The sequence below is a fragment of the Jidongwangia harbinensis genome, assembly GCF_020216025.1.
In the GTDB taxonomy this organism is placed as follows: Bacteria; Actinomycetota; Actinomycetes; order Mycobacteriales; family Micromonosporaceae; genus Actinoplanes; species Actinoplanes harbinensis.
Genome location: NZ_JAIWNC010000063.1, coordinates 16,970 through 33,273 on the forward strand (window position 1 = coordinate 16,970; position 16,304 = coordinate 33,273).

General features: G+C 73.7%; 12 protein-coding genes and 1 pseudogene. 6 read left to right on the forward strand and 7 right to left on the reverse strand.

The window, feature by feature from the left end:
* Positions 1 to 46: 46 nt before the first annotated feature.
* Genes LDL48_RS41480 through LDL48_RS44890 form a run of 3 tightly spaced genes read right to left on the reverse strand, consistent with a single transcriptional unit; the run spans position 47 to position 4,328 of the window.
* Positions 47 to 1,402 carry a glycosyltransferase family 2 protein gene (locus tag LDL48_RS41480; protein ID WP_225260689.1) on the reverse strand — a complete coding sequence of 452 codons (1,356 nt, stop codon included), beginning with the start codon at positions 1,400 to 1,402 and terminating at the stop codon, positions 47 to 49.
* Entirely contained in the window at positions 1,399 to 2,463 is a 1,065-nt protein-coding gene (locus LDL48_RS41485; RefSeq protein WP_225260690.1) for a glycoside hydrolase family 113, read from the reverse strand. Before LDL48_RS41485 ends, LDL48_RS41480 begins: the two co-directional genes overlap by 4 nt.
* Positions 2,460 to 4,328 carry a DUF2334 domain-containing protein gene (locus tag LDL48_RS44890; RefSeq protein ID WP_225260691.1) on the reverse strand — a complete coding sequence of 623 codons (1,869 nt, stop codon included), beginning with the start codon at positions 4,326 to 4,328 and terminating at the stop codon, positions 2,460 to 2,462. The genes LDL48_RS41485 and LDL48_RS44890 overlap by 4 nt, the downstream gene beginning before the upstream one ends.
* 270 nt (positions 4,329 to 4,598) lie before the next feature.
* Here LDL48_RS44890 and LDL48_RS41495 point away from each other — a divergent pair, with 270 nt between their 5' ends.
* Complete coding sequence (locus LDL48_RS41495) at positions 4,599 to 5,393, forward strand: isocitrate lyase/PEP mutase family protein (RefSeq protein ID WP_225260692.1); 795 nt, start codon at positions 4,599 to 4,601, stop codon at positions 5,391 to 5,393.
* A gap of 52 nt (positions 5,394 to 5,445) precedes the next feature.
* On the opposite strand, the gene LDL48_RS41500 is transcribed toward LDL48_RS41495, so the two are convergent.
* Together LDL48_RS41500 and LDL48_RS41505 are read right to left on the reverse strand one after the other, a co-directional pair.
* A complete protein-coding gene (locus tag LDL48_RS41500; protein ID WP_225260693.1) occupies positions 5,446 to 5,994 on the reverse strand; it encodes a DUF1062 domain-containing protein in 549 nt (182 codons plus the stop codon).
* A gap of 530 nt (positions 5,995 to 6,524) precedes the next feature.
* Positions 6,525 to 6,701 carry a hypothetical protein gene (locus LDL48_RS41505; RefSeq protein WP_225260694.1) on the reverse strand — a complete coding sequence of 59 codons (177 nt, stop codon included), beginning with the start codon at positions 6,699 to 6,701 and terminating at the stop codon, positions 6,525 to 6,527.
* 282 nt (positions 6,702 to 6,983) lie between these two features.
* Between LDL48_RS41505 and LDL48_RS41510 the strand changes: the two genes are divergently transcribed.
* The 3 genes from LDL48_RS41510 to LDL48_RS41520 all read left to right on the forward strand — a co-directional run bounded on the left by LDL48_RS41510 (position 6,984) and on the right by LDL48_RS41520 (position 12,679).
* Positions 6,984 to 7,433, forward strand: coding sequence for a hypothetical protein (locus tag LDL48_RS41510; RefSeq protein ID WP_225260695.1), 450 nt, complete (start codon positions 6,984 to 6,986; stop codon positions 7,431 to 7,433).
* Between the two features lie 156 nt (positions 7,434 to 7,589).
* The gene (locus LDL48_RS41515; protein ID WP_225260696.1) at positions 7,590 to 10,856 is read left to right on the forward strand and encodes an AfsR/SARP family transcriptional regulator; all 3,267 of its coding nucleotides are present in this window, start codon (positions 7,590 to 7,592) and stop codon (positions 10,854 to 10,856) included.
* A 92-nt stretch (positions 10,857 to 10,948) separates the two neighbouring features.
* Positions 10,949 to 12,679 (forward strand): cholesterol oxidase substrate-binding domain-containing protein, encoded by a 1,731-nt coding sequence (locus LDL48_RS41520; RefSeq protein ID WP_225260697.1) that lies wholly within the window; start codon positions 10,949 to 10,951, stop codon positions 12,677 to 12,679.
* A gap of 49 nt (positions 12,680 to 12,728) precedes the next feature.
* Here LDL48_RS41520 and LDL48_RS41525 read toward each other — a convergent pair whose 3' ends face one another.
* Positions 12,729 to 14,330 carry an LPXTG cell wall anchor domain-containing protein gene (locus LDL48_RS41525; protein WP_225260698.1) on the reverse strand — a complete coding sequence of 534 codons (1,602 nt, stop codon included), beginning with the start codon at positions 14,328 to 14,330 and terminating at the stop codon, positions 12,729 to 12,731.
* 169 nt (positions 14,331 to 14,499) lie between these two features.
* On the opposite strand from LDL48_RS41525, the gene LDL48_RS41530 reads away from it, so the two are divergent.
* Entirely contained in the window at positions 14,500 to 14,814 is a 315-nt protein-coding gene (locus LDL48_RS41530) for a hypothetical protein (RefSeq protein ID WP_225260699.1), read from the forward strand.
* On the opposite strand, the gene LDL48_RS41535 is transcribed toward LDL48_RS41530, so the two are convergent.
* On the reverse strand, positions 14,787 to 15,632 hold the full coding sequence (locus LDL48_RS41535) for a polysaccharide deacetylase family protein (RefSeq protein ID WP_225260700.1): 846 nt from the start codon (positions 15,630 to 15,632) through the stop codon (positions 14,787 to 14,789). The two genes, LDL48_RS41530 and LDL48_RS41535, sit on opposite strands and share 28 nt — an antisense overlap.
* A gap of 311 nt (positions 15,633 to 15,943) precedes the next feature.
* Between LDL48_RS41535 and LDL48_RS41540 the strand changes: the two are divergent.
* Positions 15,944 to 16,304: pseudogene (locus tag LDL48_RS41540) on the forward strand (hypothetical protein); the annotation flags it as partial.

Sequence of the window (16,304 nt, forward strand, 5' to 3'; positions counted from 1 at the left end):
GCGGGGTCCTTTCGGCTGGGGGCGCCGGGGTGGAGGTTGTTCGGCATCAGTTCCGGACGGCGACCGGTCCCTCCGCCGCGGTGGGCGTGCCGGCCGGGCCGCTCTGCCCGGGGATCCGCTGGGTCTTCGCCCAGCTGCGGTCGCGGCGCAGGAGCCGGGCGGTGGCCCGCCAGCCCACCGGCAGCCAGATGTAGGCGTACGCGGAGAACAGCACCGCACAGCCCATCGCCCGGGGCAGGGTCACGTCGCCGGTGGTCCGCCGGCAGGCCCGCCAGTAGATGTAGGCGATCAGCGGAACCACGCTGAACACCAGCAGGTACCACCACAGCAGCAGGCCGTGGTGGGCCAGGAACGCGTCGACCGTCTCCGCCCGCCGGGTCACCAGCAGGTACGCCTGCCGCGGCAGATAGGCGATCAGGGACAGCGTGATCAGCAGGACGGTGATCGGGGAGACCAGGTACACCATCAGGTCGACCGTTCGGCCCACCGAGAGCCGGCCGCAGCTGAGCAACTCGGGGATCCGGTACCAGCACTGCAGGTGCCCCTGGTACCAGCGGGTGCGCTGGCGGGCCAGTGGGCGCAGCCGGGTCAGCCCCTCCTGGCTGACGAACGTGGCCGGCGTGAAACCCGTGCGCCAGCCCCGGGCCTGCAACCGCAGTCCCATGTCGAGGTCCTCGGTCAGGAAGTCGGTCCACGGTTCCCCGCCGAGGCTCTGCAGCGCGGAGAGCCGGACGAACTGCCCGTTGCCGCCCAGCCCGGCGTTGCCGTACCGCTGCCGGGCCCGCTGGAACACCTCGGTGAAGACCAGGAACTCCATGTCCTGCATCCGGGCCAGCCAGCCGGCGGCGCGGTTGTACATCCGCACGCCCACCTGGACCGCGCCGATCCGCGGATCGCCGAACAGCGGTGCCACCGTGGCCGGCGCGTCCGGCTGGAGCCGGCCGTCCGCGTCCACCACGACGACCACCACGTGGTCGTCGTCGTACCCGGAGCCGGTGCCCGGCGAGGTGGACCGCAGGTGACGGTAGGCCGCGTTCAGCGCCGCGCCCTTTCCCCCGCGGGCGTCCGGTGCCCGCCGTCGCAACAGCCGCACCCGCCGGTCCCGGGCGACGTAACCGGCCACGATGTCCGCGGTGGCGTCGTCGGAGCCGTCGTCCACCACGAGCACCGTGACGTTCCGGGCGGGCAGGGCGAGCAGCCGGTCCAGACTCGCCGCGACCACCAGCTCCTCGTTGAGGCAGGGGACGACGAAGACGAACCGGAAGTCGTCGACCGTGGCCGCCGGGGCCCCGGCGGCGGTGCGGCGGTGGCGTTCGGCGGCCATCGCCGTCACGCCGTAGACCAGGAAGGACAGGATCGGCAGGAACGGGATCACGGCGGCGAAGCGCAGCATCCAGGTCATGTCCACCACCGCCGGACCACGGCCTCGGCGGCCTTGCCGTGCGGTGAGTACCCGAGCGGATCGGTGCCGGCCGAGCCCGGCGGCACGTCCCAGCACCACCAGAACACGCCCGCCCACCAGCGCTGGCCGTCCAGGCTGGCGAGCAGCGCCTGATAGGCGGCGGCCTGCTCGGCCTGGTCCGGTCCGCCGCCGACCGTCCAGTCCCACGGCGCGGTGGTGGTACCCCGCCGGCTGGTGTAGCCGGCCTCGGTGAACAGCACCGACCGTCCGGTCCGGACGGCCAGGGCGGTGAGCTCGCGCACGACCGGCTGCCAGGCCCGTCGCAGTGCCGCCACGTCCGTGGTCGGGCGCTCGCTCAGCTCCCAGTAGGCGTCGATGCCGATCAGGTCGACGGCGTCCCAGAAGGCGACGTGGCGGTACTCGTCGAAGTTCGCCGCGTACAGCAACCGGCCCGGGTAGCGGCCCCGTACCGTCTCGATCACGCGGAGCCAGCCGGCGCGGTCGGCGGAGACCCCGGCCAGTTCCGTGCCGACGGCGAACTGCGCCACCCCCAGCCGGGCCCCCAGGTCGGCGTAGTGGCCGATAAAGGCCGTGTAGGAGGCGAACCAGGCCGCCCGGTCGGCCGGCCGGATGGTGCCCCGGTAGCCCGGATTGTCGGCGGCCAGATCCAGCAGCGGCTTCAGCAGCACCCGGAGCCCGGCCCGGTGCGCGGCGGAGATGACGTGTTCCAGGGCCGCGTCGGTCGGGGTGTGCGGTGCCGCCGCGATGGTGTGACCGTCCGTCCGCTCCTGGTACCAGGTCGGGTTGAACTGCACCCAGGTCGCGCCGGTCGCCGCGATCTGGTCCAGATACCGTTCCGCGTGCGGACTGCGGTAGCCCTCCGCGGTGTAGGTGGGCATGGCGAAACCGCGTTGCCGGTGGTCGGTGCGGGGCGCCGCGGCGCGGTCCGGGTGCGACGGCGTGCCGTTCCGGTCCTCGCCCGGGATCAGCAGCAGCGCCGTCAGCACGCCGCCGGCCACCAGGGACGCCGCGGCGCCACGGCCGGCGGTGCGCCGGCTCACGGCGCCGCCACCAGGTCACCGGCGCTGACGAACGTGTAGCCCATCTCGCGGAGGCCGCTCACCAGGCGGGGCAGCTCGCCGACGCCCAGAAACGGGTGGTAGAAGAAGCTGGCCACGCCGTCGCGGACCACCAGGTTCGCGCGGGCCCGGGAGAGCAGCGTGGCGGCCGAGTCCGCGGCGCCGGTGACGTAGCCGAGGTTCTCCGGCACGACGACCGCGCCGTAGACGTCGCGCACGGCGTACGGAAAGAACTGCCATCCCCGCCCGGCGTCGGCGACCGCCCGGCCGGAGAGCAGCCCCGGGAAGTACAGCGCCCGCTCGTAGCGCTGGGCGAACCGCCGTCCGGCCGCCACGTAGTCCACCGGGGACGCGATGTAGTGCGGGAACTCGAACATCGACGGGGCCGGCAACCCGGCCTTCCGGAACTCCCGCAGGCCCTCGTCGATCCGTCCCAGCGCCCATTCCGGCGAGTCCTCGGCCACCGGTCCGTCCGGCCGGCACCGCTGTTGTCCGTCGAGGTGGCACCGGTAGAACTCGGCGTCCTCCCCGCTGCGCCCGGTGGCCGGGTTGGCGGACCGGGCGTACTGGTGGGTGTAGCCGTGCATCAGCACCGTCCCGCCGTGCGCCAGGGCGTGCCGGAGGACCGCGACCACGGCCGGCCGTTCGGACAGCCGGATCGTGACGTCCTTCCCGGCCGGGTCCACCGGGTCGCGGTAGACCGGGTAGACCGCGATGCTGAACGGCACGCCCTGGCCGGAGAGGTGGTCCACGACGGCGCGGAGCCGGACCGGGTCGGCGGCCGGGCCGACGTCCTCCAGCCGGACCAGGGCCCGGTGCCGGCGCGCGGTGCGCGGGGCGAGCGCGTCGAACAGCAGGTCCGCCAGGGCGAGGTAGCGGTCGCTGTCCTCGGCGATGTAGGGCAGCGGGTTCTCACTGACATGGATCAGGTTGCCCGACCGGACCGCCCACGGTACGGAGGTGCCGTCCGGGCGTACCGCGTGGCCGAGGACCGTCGCCCGGCCCGGGGCGGTGATCGTGACCGGCATCAGCCCGGCCTGGTCGACCTGGTTCATCGGCAGGGTCGTGCCCCGGTACTCCATCCGCGGGAAGGGGCCGGCGTCCGCGCCCTGTGGCGTGAAGCCGTACCGGCGCGCCCACCGCGCCGGGTCGTGGGCCTCGAGCTGCCCGATGCCGTCCCGGAGCCACATCACCGGGCGCCGGGTGTCCAGCACGTCGTCGAGGAACGCCGCGGGCAGCGTGGCGCCGCCCGGCGTGCCCAGATAGAACACCGCGTCGTAGCGGGACAGTTCCCCGCGCCGGTAGGCACCCACCGGATGAGCGGTCCAGCCGCCGAAGTGCGAGATCAGGTTCACCAGCTTCGTCGCGCTCAGTTCCGCGGTCGTGGCCTCGGGACCGCCGGTGCCGTAGAGGACCAGGGCCCGGGTCTTCGACGCGGTCACGCCGGTGCCGCTGGAACCGCCCAGGGCGTACCGCAACGGCAGGTCGGCCACGGCCGGATAGATCGTGGGCGACCGGGGCGCCGCGGCCGGCACCGGAGCAGGGTCGCCGGGCGTGGGCGACGTCGGGTCGCCGGAGCCGCGAACATAATCGTAGGCAAATATTACTGTCGTGCCGGTGACCACGAGCAGGGACGACAATGAGAACACTGTTACCGGATTGCGTCGCCTTTTCGGCCGGCCGAGGCGGAAGCCGACTCCCGCGACCACCAGCACCGCGAGGAACGCGGTGAAGGCAAGCATGGCGGCCCCGGCGACGAGCCAGAGCGCCTCGATCAGATCGCTGAGCAGGGTGGATGTGCCGGCCGACGAGGTTGCTGCCGGACCTGGAAGGGTGGACGGGGACACGGGTCTCCGGATTCGGAAAATTGATCACCACATTGATGACCGTCATTGACTATATGCGACCAGGAGACTACTCCGGAGAAGCGGGGGTGAATAGTCGGTGAGATTCCCGTCGCAGTCGAGCGGGCCGTCCGGACAGCGGCGGGCGGCGCCGGAAGCAGCGCGTCCGGGAGCCGGCAGACCGCCCGCGCCCTCGGGCCCACCCCACACCCGCCCCCACCGGCCGCCGGCCCGGCCCGGCCCCGCGGACCGCGGTGTGCGAGGCTGCCGGTCATGAGCGCCATCGCGGACCGCTTCCGCGCCCTGCACGCCGCCGGCACGTTCCTGCTGCCGAACCCGTGGGACGTCGGCTCGGCCCGCCTGCTGGAGAGCCTGGGCTTCCCGGCACTGGCCACCACGTCGTCCGGGCTGGCGGCCAGCCTCGGCAGGCGCGATCAGCAGGTCGGCCTGGACGAACTGGTCGCGCACGTGACCGCGCTGACCGCCGCGGTGCGGATCCCGGTGCACGTGGACGCCGAGCACGGCTTCGCGGACACCCCCGCCGGGCTGGCCCGGACCGTGGCGGCGCTGGCCGCGGCGGGCGCCGCCGGCCTCTCCGTCGAGGACTACGACCCGGCCGCCGAACGGCTGGAGACGCTCCGGCACGGCGCCGAGCGGATCGCCGCCGCGGCCCAGGCGTGCGCCCGGCACGGCGTCGTGCTGACCGCCCGCGCGGAGAACCACCTGTACGGCCACGACGATCTGGACGACACGATCGCCCGGCTGCGGGCCTACCGGGAGGCGGGCGCGGACGTGGTGTACGCGCCCGGCCTGCGCACGCCGGAGGACATCGCCCGGCTGGTGGAGTCGGTGCCGGCACCGCTCAACGTGCTGGCCGTGCCGGGCGCGCCGAGCGTGCCGGAACTCGCGCGGCTGGGCGTCCGGCGGGTCTCCACCGGGGGTGCGCTGGCCTGGGCCGCGTACGGCGCGCTCCGGGACGCCGCCCGCGAACTGCGCGACGCCGGCACCACGACGTTCCAAGACCGGGCACTCACCGCCGCCGAGGCGGACGCCGCCTTCGGTGGGTGAGGCGCCCGGCATCCGGCCGCCCAGCGTCTGGGCGGTTCAGCGTTTGGGCGGTTCAGCGTTTGAGCGTGAAGGTGAAGTCGTCGGTCAGCCGGGCGCTCAGCCGGACCGCCGAGACGAGTTTCCCGGCGACGGCCAGCCGTCCGACCTCGCCGTGGGACAGCCCGCACCCCTCGGCGATCAGGCGTACCGGCCGGACCGGGATCCGTGCCCCGAAGCGGACCGAAACGTCGATCACCTCGCGGCCCCGGTGGTCCGTCCCGGCGGTGTCCAGGCGCCAGGCGCCGTCCCAGTCGAGGGCGACACGGTTGCGGTGCTGCACGGCCGGAGCCTGCAGCAGCTCCGCGGTCAGGCCGGCGTCGTTGTCGTGCAGCCGGTCCAGCAGGTCGGGCCGGATGGAGCGCACCGTCTTCCGCTCCAGGATCGTGAGCTTGACGGTGTCCCCGCAGCCGGTGCAGAGCACCAGAAGCCAGGCGTCGACGAGCTTGTGGTTGGCGTTGACGCGGAACTTGCCGCTCGGCCGGAAGCGCTCGGCACGGCAGACGTGACAGCGGCGGCGAACCAGCGGCAGGCGAGTGGGCACGACCATCCAGTTGTTGAGCACAGAGGTACACCGTTTCCAGTGAGAAGTCCGCAGCAAGAGGTTGCGCGGCGCAGAGGCGCGACGCGCGACAGATCAGCGCTCGGGAGGTCTCACATGGTGTACAACGGCACGCCCGTCGACTCGACGACTCGGTTCGTCAGCACGGTATTGGCGGGCAGCCGCGCCACGCCACCGAATTCACCGGAACGGCGTGGCCGCGGCCGCGGCTTGGACGCTGCCTGCGGTTCCGGCTGCCCGGCATGCGGCTGTCCGGCGGCAGACGCTGGGAGGGCCGGGCCGCTCCGGGATCCACGGTGTCGTCCGCGACTCGGCGCGCTCAAGATGGACAGATCAGGTCACCGTGGGCTGGTGCACCTACCGACGGTGGTGTACCACTGGAGCGCTCCAGTGGAACACCAGCGTCAGCGCGAAGGCGCCGGGGACGGCACCCGCGCGAGGCGGGAACCCCAGCACCTCAGTGGGCTGGCCGCCAGGTCGGTCCGGCGGGCAGCCCCGGAAGCCGGACCGCTAGAAATTCCCGGATCGACCGGCTAGTCGTCGTCGCCGCCATCGTCGTCGCCGTCGTCGTCCTGTTCGCCGCCGGGGCAGCCGGTGAGGGTGGTCAGCGTGGCCACCGCGCCGGCCGCCAGCAGCGCCCGCCCGAAGAAGGCACGCCGGCCGATGGCCTTGCCGGGATCGTTCCGCACGTTGCGTCTGTCGTCGTCCATCCCGGCATTCTGGCAGTGTCCCGGTGCGGCCGGGAAGTACCTGTCACCCGGGGACCGCGGCCGCGTGTCGGTGGGCTCGTCCGGCGGTACGCGACCGCCTCCCGAACGGGCTCGCGCCGCGCACCGCCGCGGCGGGCGGGAGCGCCGAAGTAAGCGATCGGTAAACGCCGGCTCCTAGCGTGTTGATCAGGACGGCGGCCGGGCCGGCGCATCCCGCGGTCAGGCCGTCCGACCGACACACCCGAGGTCCACAACAGGTGGACGAGATCGAGAGGAATTGTCGTGAGCTTTCGCCGTAACGGCTGGTTTCGCAGATTAGGAGTCGTCGCCGTAGTGGCCGCGGCCGGCACCACCCTCGCCGCCGTGCCCGCCTCGGCGGCCGACCTCGGTTCGTGGACTCGGTCCACCACCGGCGCCAAGGGCAGCGGAAAATTCGTGACGGAGAACGGCTACATCCGCAACCGGATCGCCGTCGAGGATACCGCCGCCGACGGCCACTGCGTGTACGCACGGACCCAGCTCCAGGGTTTCATCGGAGCCGTGTGGATCACCGGTGAGACGTTCCAGTCGCGGATCTGCGGGCGGGGGTCGTCGATCCACCAGGTCGTCTCGAAGAACATCGACCTCTTCACCGGCGCCAGCCGGATCAGGGGCACGGTGAAGGTCTGTCGTGAGGACGGCGGCCCGGACACCTGCAGCGACATCTTCGTGTCCGAGTACGCGCCCCGCTGAGGACGCCGACCGGCAGGGACTGACGCCCGTCGCCGTCCGGCGGCGGGCGTCACCCGGTGACGCCGGTGTGTGAGTCTCCCCGGTAAGAGGGTGCGATCAGACATGGCAGGACGCGCCGGAGCGGCTCTGTCCGCCGGTTGTGCCATGCTCGCGATCATGCTCGAAGCGACCGGAACCGGCGCCGGCGCTCCCGATGTCGAGGTCAGGGTGCTCGGCACGGTCGGAATCCGCCGCGGCGACGAATGGTGTGCCCCGCCCACCGGCTTGCTCCGGGCCCTGCTCGCGGCCCTGGCCCTGGCCGGCGGGGAGACCACCGCACCGGCCCTGATCGAGGCGGTGTGGCGCGGCCGGAACGCCACGCGCGAGGCGACCGTGGCGGTGGCGATCCACCGGCTGCGGCGCTGGCTGGCCGACACGGTGCCGGACGCGGTCCGGGTGAGCCGCCCGACCAGCGGCTATCTGCTGGAGGTGCCGGGCGGGGACACCGACGTACGTCGGTTCCGCCGGCTCGCCGGGCGGGCGCCCGGCCCGGATGACGACGAGGCGGCCCGGGCCGCGGCGCTGTCCGGCGCGCTGGCCGTCTGGCGGGGACCCGCACTGCACGACGTGCCGTCCCGGTACGCCCAGGACGCGGTGGTGTCGCAGCTGGAGGGCGAGCGCCTCGCCTGCGCGGTGGAGCTCGGGCGCACGCTGATCCGGCTGGGAGAGCCGGTCCGGGCGGTGGATCTGCTGGACGAGACGGCCCGCCGGCATCCGCTCGACGAACTGGTCCAGGGCACGCTCATCGAGGCCCTCGGCGCGGCCGGCCGGCAAGCGGCTGCCCTCGAGGCGTACCGGCTGCTGCGGGACCGGCTCGTCGACGACCTGGGCGTGGAGCCGGGCCCGGCACTGCGCCGGTCGTACCTGAAGGTGTTGCGCCAGGAGGCACCCGCGCCGCCGGACCGGCCGGACCCGCCGGCGCCGGTCGTGCCGCCCGCGGCGGCCGGCCTGCCGGTGCCCGCCCAGCTTCCCGCGGACGTCGCCGACTTCACCGGGCGCGAGGACGCGCTGCGCGGCCTGGATCTGCAGGCCGGACGGCACGGCGGGGCACCGGTGGGGATCTCCGTGGTGGTGGGCACCGCCGGGGTCGGCAAGACGGCCCTCGCCCGGCACTGGGCGCACCGGGTACGGAACCGGTATCCCGACGGGCAGCTCTTCGTGGACCTGCGCGGGTACGCCGATGAGGCACCGATGCGGCCGCTCGACGTCCTCGGCGGTTTCCTGCGGGCGCTGGGCGTCGCCGCGGAACAGGTGCCGGCCGGGCTGGACGAGGCCGCCGCGGCGTACCGCACCCTGGTGGCCGACCGGCGTCTGCTGATCCTGCTGGACAACGCCCGCTCGGCGGGGCAGGTCCGTCCGCTGCTGCCCGGCGGTCCGCACTGCCATGTGGTGGTGACCAGCCGCGACCGCCTTCCCGGGCTGGTGGCCGTGGACGGCGCCCGGCGGGTGGTGCTGGAACCGCTCAGCGCCGGGCAGGCCCGCCGGCTGCTGACCGGGCTGCTGGGCGAGGGCCGGGTCCGGGCCGCCGGTCCGGCCGCGAAGGAACTCGCCGAGACCTGCGCCCACCTGCCGCTGGCACTGCGGATCGTGTGCGCCGAACTCGGTTCGCGCCCGGACGAGGACCTCGCCGGGATGGTCACGGCCCTGCGTGACGGCGACCGGTTGGCCGCCCTGGCGGTTCCGGACGACGATCAGCCGGGGGTGGCCGCGGCGCTGCGGCATTCGTACGAGGCGTTGCCGCCGGCCGCGCAGCGCCTGTTCCGGCTCCTCGGCATCGCCCCGGGACGCGACCTCACCGTCCCCGCGGCGGCGGCCCTGGCCGGCGTCGACCCGGGCACCGCGCAACAGCTCCTGGACCGCCTCGCCGACGCCTACCTGGTCGAGGTGCCGCAGCCGGGCCGGTACTCGTTCCACGACCTGCTGCGGGTGTACGCCGCCCGCACCGCCCAGGCCGTGGACGACCTCGCGGAACGCGAGGCGGCGACGGCCCGGCTGCTCGACTGGTATCTGACCCACACCGACGCGGCCACCCGGCTGCTGTATCCGCACGTGTGGCGGATGGAGCCCGCCTCCGGCGCCGGCGTGCCGGTCGACCGGGCGACGGCGCTGCGGTGGCTGGACGGCGAACGGTCCAACCTGGTCGCCTGCGCCCGGCACGCCGCCGCGCACGGCCCCGGGCGGTACGCCTGGCAGATCGCCGACGCGGCCCGCGGCCACCTGTGGCACGGCGGGCACATCGTGGAGTGGCGCGCGCTCGCCGAGGCGGGGTGGGCGGCGGCCGAGCGGCTCGACGACGGGTACGCCCGGGCCGGGATGAGCCAGAGCCTGGCCTTCCTGGCCACCACCTGCCACGCCCCGGACGCGGTCGACCGGTACGCCGTCGCCCTCGACCTGTCCCGGCGCTCCGGCTGGCGCCGGGGTGAGGCGATGGCCCTGGGCAACCTCGGGCGCACCTACAACGACCTCGGCCGGCTGGACCTCGCGGTGCAATGCCTCGAGCAGGCGTTGACGATCGGCGCCGAGGTCGGTGCCGACACCCGCCTGGCCGCGGACACCGGGAACCTCGGCATCGTCCTGGCCGAGACGGGACAGCTGCGGCGTGCCGCCGACCTGCACGCCCGCGCCCTGGCGATGTTCCGTGCGCAGGGCGCGGACGCGGCCTGTGGCACCGCTCTGAACAACCTCGCCATGGCGCACTGGGCGATGGGCCGTGCGGATCTGGCGCTGCCTCTGGTGCGGGAGTCGATCGCGCTGCACCGGGAGGTGGCGGCCCGGGCCGGTGAGGCGTACGGCCTGGGTCTGCTCGCCACGGTCACCCGCGACCTCGGTGACCCGGACGCGGCGTTGCGGCACGCCCGCGCCGGTCTGGTCCTGATCCGGGCCGCCGGCGACGAGCGCAACGAGGCGGAGATCCTCAACGTGGTCGGCTCCCTGCACCTGGCCCGGCACGACGACCGGGCGGCGCTGGACTGCTACCGCCGGGCCGCGGTGTGCGCCCGGCAGGCCGCCAGCCCGTTGCCGGCGATGGCCGCGCTGGTGGGCCTGGCCACCGCCGAGCACCGGCTGGGTCACCGGGCGATGGCGCTGAGACTGGTCCGCCGGGCGCTGACGGGAAGCCGAGGGTACGGGTACCGCCTGGTGACCGGGCACGCCTGGACGGTGCTCGCCCGGCTGCAGCTGAGCAGGGGCCGGCTGGCCGGGGCGCGGTTGGCCGCGGAGCGGGCCCTGAGCGTGCAGCGGGAGACCGGTCACCGGATCGCCGACGCCGATCCGGGCCCGGTGCTGGCCCAGTTGCTGCACAGCGCACAGACCGGGTCCGTACCGGAGGCGCCGCTGATGTCGATCGGTGCGCCACCGGCGCGGCTGTCGGCGCCCGGACGGTAGACGGCGCCGCCGGGCCGCTTCTACGGTGTGTCTACTTTGTTGCGCCCGCCGCTCGACCCGCGCCGACCGGCCCTCAGGACGGGATGTTCCGCATGTCCGAAGAGACGGAAAACCGCATCACCCGGCGACTGTTCCTCGGCACGTCCGCCGCCGCGCTCGGCGCCGGCTGGGTGCCGGCCGGACCGGCCACTCCCGCTCAGGCCGCCGGTCCGCCGCCGCCGGACTTCCCGCCCGGCATCGAGGTCTACCAGGAGACGTACGTCAACTGGGCCGGTGAGATCCGGGTCGACGACGTCTGGACCTGTGCCCCCCGCACGCCCGCCGACGTGGTGACGCTCGCCAACTGGGCGCACGCCCAGGAGTACGCGCTGCGCGCCCGCGGTTACCGGCACACCTGGTCCCCGCTCACGGTCACCGCGGCGGCCGGGTCCGCCGACCGGATGCTGCTGGTCGACACCACCCGGCACCTGACCGCCATGCAGGTCGTGGCCGCGTCCCCGGCCGCGGTCCGGGTACAGACCGGCGCGTCGATGGACCAGTTGCTCGGGTTCCTGGAGGACGCCGGCCTGGGCGTGACGAACACGCCGGCGCCCGGGGACCTGAGCGTCGGGGGAGTGCTGGCGATCAACGGCCACGGCACGTCGGTGCCGGCCCGGGGCGAGACCCGGACTCCGGGCCACACGTTCGGCTCGCTCAGCAACCTGGTGCTGAGCCTGACGGCGGTGGTCTGGGACGAGGGCGCCGCGGAATACCGGCTGCGCACGTTCGACCGCGCCGAACCGGACTGTGCGGCCTTCCTGACCCACGTCGGCCGGGCGTTCGTGACCGAGGTGACGCTGCGGGCCGGCGCCAACCAGCAGTTGCGGTGCGTGAGCACGGTCGACATCCCGGCGTCGGAGCTGTTCGCCGCGCCGGGCAGCGGTGCCACCCGGACGTTCGCAAGTTTCCTGGAGGCCGCGGGCCGGATCGAGGCCATCTGGTTCACCTTCACCAGCCGTCCGTGGCTGAAGGTGTGGAGCGTGGCGCCGCGACGGCCGCTCACCTCCCGCCCGGTCACCGGTCCCTACAACTACGTCTTCTCCGACAACGTCCCGGAGCCGGTGTCCGATCTGGCCGACCGGCTGCTCGACGGGGCCTGGTATCTGACCCCGACGTTCGGGCAGGTGCAGTACGCCGCGGCCGCGGCCGGGCTGACCGCCACCGCGACCCGGGACCTGTGGGGGGCGTCGAAGAACCTGTTGCTGTACGTCAAGCCGACCACGTTGCGGGAGACCGCGAACGGCTACGCGGTGCTCACCGGCCGGGGTTCGGTGCAGCGCGTGGTCAGCGAGTTCGCCCGGTTCTACCTCGACCTGGTCGCGGCGTACCGGGCGCGCGGGTTGTACCCGGTGACCGGTCAGGTGGAGATCCGGGTCGGTGGCCTGGACCGGCCGGAGGACGTCGGGGTGCCCGGGGCTCAGCTGCCCGCGCTGTCCGCGGTCCGGCCCCGCGGCGACCGCCCCGACTGGGACGTGGCGGTCTGGTTCGACGTGCTCACCTTCCCGACCGCACCCGGCGCCCAGCCGTTCTACCGCGACCTGGAGGCGTTCTTCCTGCGCCAGTACGACGGTTCGTACGCGGGCACCCGGGTCGAGTGGTCCAAGGGCTGGGGCTACTCCGGGACCGCGGCGTGGGCCGAGCCGGCCGTCGTGACCGGAACGGTCCCCGCCTCGTACCGGCAGGGACCGGACCCCAGCTGGGACGCGGCACTGTCCACACTCAACCGGTACGACCCGCACCGGATCTTCAGCAACGCGTTCCTGGACGTGCTCCTGCCCGGCTGACCCGCACCCCTCCCCGGCCGGTCGCCGGCCGGGGAGGGGCTGCGGTGGATCAGTCCCGCGGCGCCTGCAGCACCACGCGACGGCGACGGGCCAGCACGAGCAGGACCGCGCCGAGCGCCAGGACGGCCGCGCCCGCTACCGCGAGGGCACCGGTCGGAGCGCCGGTGACCGGCAGGCCGCCGCCGGTGCCGCCGCTGCCGCCGGTGGTGACGACGATGCGGGCGGTGTTGTTGGCCGGCGTGGTCTCGGCCGAGGCCACCGCGACGCTGCGGGCGACGATGGTGCCGTCCGTACCCGGCGGCGACTTGATCCTCAGGCGCACGGTCGCCTTGATCCGGCCGTATCCGGACGCGAGCGCCGGGAACTCGCTCTCGAAGTTGCAGCGCAGCTTCGCCGACTCCGGCAGCGAGGCGTGCTCGGTGCCGTCGGTGTAGCACCACTCGGCCGGCAGCAGCACGGTCCCGCTCGGCGCGGTGATCACCACCGAGGGACCGCCACCGTCGGACGGGCCCTTGTTGACCACCTCGTAGGTGAGGTCGACGGTCTCGCCCACGGCGCCCCGGACGGCGGACGCGGTGACCGCGACGTCCAGCGTGTTCTTCTTGCTCCAGACCGAGTAGTCGGCGTAGTTGTCACCCTCGTCCAGCTCGCCCAGCGCCGCCTTGCGGCGGTCGGCGCCGGCCGGTGTGGCCTTCTTCTGCTGCTTGCGGATCGTGTCGGCGAACGACGGTCCGCCGCCCGCGCCGCGCTTGCCGGTCCGGGCGGCACGCACCTCCTCGGCCAGCGCGACGTCGAACGAGCCGACGTGCTGTTCCGGGCCGGGCAGGTTACGGCCGAACCGGACGTTGAACAGCGACTCGCCGGACTGCTCGTCGAACAGCAGCAGCGAGGTGCCCGGCTCCAGCGCGAGCGGCACCACACAGGTGACCTCGCCGGGACCGTAGACGTAATCGCCGCCGCTGTCGTCCGGGTAGTAGTCGCGGTAGGTGCAGTCCCGGTAGCGCTCGACGAACGTGGCGCCGGTCGGCACGATCGCCCGGATCGCGAAGTCGGTGGCCGCGGTGTCGCCCTCGTTCGTGACCGCGGTGTACAGCGGACGGGTGTCACCCGGGCCGACCCGGTCGGCCTTGGTGTTCAGATCCGCGGCGGAGGCGACCAGGTCGGGGCCGGAGGCGATCACGGTCACCGGGAACGAGGTGGTGTTGTCCTCCGGATTGGCGTCCTCCTCCGCGCTCGCCACGCTGAACGTGACCGAGCCGGCGTCACCGGGCCGGGCACCCTGCCGGCTGGTCAGGCCCAGCGGCTGCACGTGCACGGTCTGCCCCGCGTCGAGGTGACCGACGGTGCAGGTCAGCGCCGCCTTGCCGAGCTTGCAGCCCTCGGTCCACTCCGGAATGGACGCGGTGACCGCGTCGCCGAGGTCGCGGAGGTCGAAGGTGACGGTCACGCCGGAGGCGGCTCCGCCGTTGTTGTACACGTACAGGCCGACCGTGGTGCCGCTGTTGTCGACCTCGGCGACGGGGTCGCGGTCGAACGACGTGGACAGGTCGGGCAACGGCTCTGCGGCCAGGGCGACGGTCGGCGCGCCGGACAGCGCCAGGGCCGCCGCGAGGGCGACTCCCGTCCCGAGGCGAGCAGCGAAACGGCTCATGACTCTCCGATGGCGAGGTGGTGGGTGCCGCACTGTAGCCGATCACCACCGACTGCCGCTGTCCCGTCGCCGCTGCGCTCCGGGTGACCCGTGAACGAAGCTGTGCCGTTCCGATGAGCGGCGACCGCCATCCTGTGCGGGACATGTGGTCCCGTCACCTGGAGGCATGATGAAGAGTCTCGTTCGCGCGGTGCTCGTCGGTACCGGCATCGTCGTGGCCGGCCTGCTGGGCAGTGCCAATGCGGCCCAGGCCGTACCGTCCGGCTGCAACCTTCAGGTCGGTGTGCCGGCCGACGGCGCCCAGGTGCGCTGCTCGTCCGGCACCGGCGAGGTACGGGTACGGATCCAGTGCATCCTCACCAAGCCCGGCGGCGACCCGATCATCAACGACCGCAACGGCGCGTGGGTCGGTGTCGGGTCGACGTCCTCGGTGAACTGTCCCGGCGGCCCGACGCTCTACGAAGCCTGGTACGAGGTGCGCTGAGCGGCGCCGTTCCGAGTGCCCGCGGCGACCAGTCCGGAGACGGTGGCGAACCGGAAGCCGCGGGCCCGGATGCCCTCGATCATCGCGCCGAGCTGCCGGAGCGCCAGCAGTCTCCGGTCCGCGCCCACGTCGTGCGCCAGGATGATGTCGCCCGGCCGGACGGCGTCGACGATCGCCCGGACCTGTCCGTGCGGATCGGCGGCGAAGGCGCGCTCGCGCATCTGCTGCGACCAGAGCGCGATGTGGTAACCCATGGAGTCGGCGGCCAGCAGGGTCGACCCGCCGAGATGCCCGTACGGCGGCCGCAGCAACCTCGGCGCCCGCCCGGTGACCTCCTGGATCGCCTCGTGGGTCCGGGACAGCTCGGTGCGTACCCGGCGCAGGTCGAGGGTGGCCAGGTCGTCGTGGGACCAGGAGTGGTTGCCGACCTCGTGCCGGTCCAGCCGTCCCCGGACCAGCCCGGCGTGGGCGGCGAGGTTGCGCCCGACCATGAAGAACGTGGCCGGCACCTGCGCCGCGTCCAGCGTGTCGAGCACCATCGGCGTCCAGTGCGGGCCGGGCCCGTCGTCGAACGTGAACGCGACCACCGGTTCGGTGGTCTCGACGTAGTAGCGGACCGACACCTCGGCGTGCCGGACCGCGGCCGGGCTGTCCACGGCCGCGGCGTAGCCGCCACCGAGCGGCGGGCGGTCCCATCCGCACCACGCCGGCACCGCGTTCGCCCCCACCGCTCCGGCGCCCGCGCCGGCGCCGAGCAGCAGGGCGCTGCGCAGTACCGCGCGCCGGCTCGGCCGCGCGATCCGGAACTGCTGTGCCATGGCTGATCCCCCGTGGAAGCTCCCGGCACGCCGCGATCGCGGGTGCCGCTGTGAGCTTCCGGTGCGGCGGCGCCGGCGGGTATCCGGCGCAGGCTGGAGATCAACTCCGCTGACGTCCGTCCATCGGCCGATGCGCGCCTGTGCTAGCGCCGACGACGGTCACGGGCCGTTCACGTCCGGTGGCCGGACGTGCCGGTGCCGCGGCGCCGGCGGTCCGCCCGGCCGGAGGCACCGACCGTCCGTGTGGGTGCCGCGCTGAGCGATCGGGCGGGCCCAGGCATTGACACTCTTCAATAGCTTGCCTAACACTGGTGCGGTCAGAATGGAAACGTTTCCACGCTCGGGACCTGCTGGAACTTTCGGTGCTGGTTCGGGTGGCGTTTTTGTTTCCTTGGGTGTCGGAGGGGAGGGCCCTGGTGTCCACCTACGTGGGTCGCTCGAAGTTGCGGGTTGCGGTCGTGGCGGCGGTGTCGGTGTCGGTGTTGGCGGTCGGGGCGGTGGCGACGTTCGGGCCGCGTTCGGCGTCCGCGCGGGCTGCGGTGGTGGCGGCCGCGGGGGTGGAGGACGAGGGTGCGGGCTGTGTGGTGCCGGAGCCCGGTGGTGCGGTGTCGAATGCGCGGTTGCCGGATCCGTTCCTGCGGATGAACGGCACGCGGATCACCTCGACGGGGG

Coding starts and splice junctions, on each gene's coding strand:
- LDL48_RS41525 (WP_225260698.1), bottom strand. CDS start 14,330: ATGAGCCGTTTCGCTGCTCGCCTCGGGACGGGAGTCGCCCTCGCGGCG.
- LDL48_RS41505 (WP_225260694.1), bottom strand. CDS start 6,701: ATGGACGACGACAGACGCAACGTGCGGAACGATCCCGGCAAGGCCATC.
- LDL48_RS41480 (WP_225260689.1), bottom strand. CDS start 1,402: ATGACCTGGATGCTGCGCTTCGCCGCCGTGATCCCGTTCCTGCCGATC.
- LDL48_RS41535 (WP_225260700.1), bottom strand. CDS start 15,632: ATGGCACAGCAGTTCCGGATCGCGCGGCCGAGCCGGCGCGCGGTACTG.
- LDL48_RS41530 (WP_225260699.1), top strand. CDS start 14,500: ATGAAGAGTCTCGTTCGCGCGGTGCTCGTCGGTACCGGCATCGTCGTG.
- LDL48_RS41520 (WP_225260697.1), top strand. CDS start 10,949: ATGTCCGAAGAGACGGAAAACCGCATCACCCGGCGACTGTTCCTCGGC.
- LDL48_RS41515 (WP_225260696.1), top strand. CDS start 7,590: ATGCTCGAAGCGACCGGAACCGGCGCCGGCGCTCCCGATGTCGAGGTC.
- LDL48_RS41495 (WP_225260692.1), top strand. CDS start 4,599: ATGAGCGCCATCGCGGACCGCTTCCGCGCCCTGCACGCCGCCGGCACG.